A 2,766-nucleotide genomic window follows, 5' to 3' on the forward strand; every position below is an offset into this window, starting at 1 on the left:
TGGGTGAGCTTGGAAAGGTCGGGCGAAATGGCCATCAGCTTACCGATCGCCTCGCGCGACAGTTTGGCCCCGGCGCGCGCCAGTTTGGCGGCGTCCTCGGGGAAGGCGGGCGCGGTGGAGGTTGCTTCGGGGCGGCTGGCCCAATCGAGGCGCTTGGCGGGAGAGATCACAATCAACATAGGATGGTTTTAGATCGCGGCGTAGAAAAGGAAAACAGCGATTACCGCGACCGTTGAGCGCGACGTGCCACTCCTACAAAAAACCGCTACTCAGCGGCCAGGGCGGCGAGGAAAGCATTGGCGAACCGTTCAAGCCGCGCGTCATTCATCCCCTGCACACGGGCCAGATCATCGTGGTTGGTGGGTGCGCGCTCAACGATGCGGCGCAGCAGGGTGGTGTCACACGACAGCGGTTTTTCGGTGCCCGCCTCGCCCCGGTAAAGCTGGTGCGCGGCGGCGTGCAGGCGATCAAACGCCTCGCCCTTTCCAGAGGCCGCAAGCGCGCGGCGTTTTGGGTGCATTTCGGGGGTCGCGGCCCCGGTGAGCACGCCCAGAAACTCGGCACCGTAACGCTCCAGCTTTTTCGCGCCAACGCCGCTGATTTGTGCCATTTGGTCAAGCGTTTCGGGACGGGATTCGACCATTTCGATCAAAGTGCGGTCGGGGAAAACCACATAGGCGGGCACGCGCTGTGCTTCGGCCAGTGCACGACGCTTGGCCTTGAGCGCCGAAAGCAGCGGCTCGTCTTCCTCTGACACAAGCGTTTTCACAGCCGGGCGACGGTTTTCGGTGGCACGGGTGATCGCATCTTTGCGCAGGGTCACAGGAGCCTCGCCGCGCAGGATGGGGCGGGCGGCCTCTGTCATGCGCAGGGCGCCGTGACGCTCGGGATCGGGGCGCACGAGATCATGGCCCAGCATCTGGCGATAGATCGCCTGCCATTCGCCGCGCTTGCGGGCCTTGCCCACGCCGAAGGTGGGCAACTCATCATGGCCGCGGGCCTTCACCTTGTCGGTTGGGTTGCCAATGAGGATATCCACAAGGTGGCCCGCGCCAAACCATTCGCCGGTGCGCAGCATCGCCGAGAGCGCCATTTGCACCGCCTCGGTGCCATCAAAAAGCTCTGGCGGGTTTTCACAGAGGTCACAGTTGCCGCAAGGCTCCGCCGCCTCGCCAAAGTAGGCCAACAGTTGCACCCGGCGGCAGCCCTGCGCCTCGGAAAGGCCCAGCAGCGCGTTAAGGCGGCCATGATCTGCGCTTTTGCGCTCGGGCGGGGCGAGGCCCTCATCAATTTGCGAGCGGCGCAGGCGGATATCATCGCTGCCATAAAGGGTGAGGGTGTCGGCGGGCAGGCCATCACGGCCAGAGCGGCCGATTTCCTGATAGTAGGCCTCGATAGACTTGGGCAGATCGGCGTGGGCCACCCAGCGGATATCGGGCTTGTCGACGCCCATGCCAAAGGCCACCGTGGCCACCACGATCAGCCCGTCCTCGGCCTGAAAGCGGCGCTCGACGGAGCGGCGTGGCTCAGGCTCCATGCCGCCATGATAGGCAACCGCCGTGTGCCCCTCGGCAGAGAGCGCGGCGGCGAGGCTTTCGGTGCGCGCCCGCGTGCCGCAGTAAACAATGCCCGACTGGCCGCGCCGGGCGGCGGCATAGGCAAGGATCTGTTTGCGCGGCGAATCCTTGGCGGTGAAGGCGAGGCGGATGTTAGGCCGATCAAACCCGCGCAAAAAGCTGCGCGGCGGGGTACCGCCAAACAAGCGGGTGACGATCTCTTCACGGGTTTCGGCATCTGCGGTGGCGGTGAAGGCGGCGAGCGGCACCTTGAGGCGAGCGGCGAGCGGGCCGATAGACAGGTAGTCGGGGCGAAAATCATGGCCCCATTGGCTCACGCAGTGAGCCTCGTCCACCGCGATCAGGCGCACCCCGGCGCGGCGGATCACATGTTCGGCGCCAGAGGTATTGAGCCGCTCGGGCGCCATGTAGAGCAGCTTAAGCCGCCCGGCCTCGATCGCATCGAATACCTCGGCGTTTTCTTCCTCGGTGTTGGCGGAGCAAAGCGCGCCTGCCTCGATGCCCAGCGCCTTGAGGGCAGCAACCTGATCGCGCATCAGCGCAATCAGCGGTGAAACCACCAGCGTGGCCCCTTCACGGCAGAGCGCGGGAAGCTGAAAGCACAGCGATTTGCCGCCGCCGGTGGGCATGATGGCCAACGTCGGCTCACCCGCCAGCACGGCCTGCACGATCTCCTCCTGCCCGGGACGGAACTCGGGGAAGCCAAAGACGGAGGCAAGCAGGGCGGTGGGGGTATCGGTGTCGAGCATAGCGCTACCTACCCCCGCCGGGCCGGGCGCTTCAAGCGGCCATAAGAGCCGTGCGCCTAGACCAGCTGTTGGAACACGCCGGGCAGGATGATGTTACGCAGGGCGATGACGATAATGAAGGCGACCAGCGGGGCCAGATCAAGCGCACCTGTGTCGGGCAGCAAACGGCGGATCGGGCGATAGACCGGCTCAAGCAGCTTATTGAGCCCGTCCCAGATGTTATAGACCAGCGGTTGGCGCAGGTTGAGGATCTGGAAGGAGATCAGCCAACTCATGATCACATGCGCCAGCATGATGGTGAAGACCACGTCAAGCAGCAGGTTGAGGGTTTTGTAGAGCATCTCCATAGCGAGCGGTCCTTTGGTTGTGCCCCGTGTGGGCCGTCACAGAGGTATTCATCGCGCGGCTTGGTTGCAACCGGGTTAAAACCTGCCGTGACG

At 64.4% G+C, this 2,766-nt stretch carries 3 protein-coding genes; all 3 read right to left on the reverse strand.

What is annotated here, in order from left to right:
• The coding region (gene yaaA / locus P1U55_RS14690; RefSeq protein ID WP_301048383.1) for a peroxide stress protein YaaA at positions 1-179 on the reverse strand (179 nt) is incomplete at its 3' end.
• 86 nt (positions 180-265) lie between these two features.
• Positions 266-2,326, reverse strand: a complete 2,061-nt coding sequence (recQ, locus tag P1U55_RS14695) for a DNA helicase RecQ (protein ID WP_301048381.1) — start codon at positions 2,324-2,326, stop codon at positions 266-268.
• Between the two features lie 56 nt (positions 2,327-2,382).
• Positions 2,383-2,673 carry a YggT family protein gene (locus P1U55_RS14700; protein ID WP_301048382.1) on the reverse strand — a complete coding sequence of 97 codons (291 nt, stop codon included), beginning with the start codon at positions 2,671-2,673 and terminating at the stop codon, positions 2,383-2,385.
• Positions 2,674-2,766 lie beyond the last annotated feature (93 nt).

It is taken from the genome of Vannielia sp. (assembly GCF_029212645.1).
Classification (GTDB): domain Bacteria; phylum Pseudomonadota; class Alphaproteobacteria; order Rhodobacterales; family Rhodobacteraceae; genus Vannielia.

What these genes read in the sequence shown, in the direction of transcription:
- recQ (WP_301048381.1), bottom strand. Translation starts at nt 2,326, where the DNA reads ATGCTCGACACCGATACCCCCACCGCCCTGCTTGCCTCCGTCTTTGGC.
- P1U55_RS14700 (WP_301048382.1), bottom strand. Translation starts at nt 2,673, where the DNA reads ATGGAGATGCTCTACAAAACCCTCAACCTGCTGCTTGACGTGGTCTTC.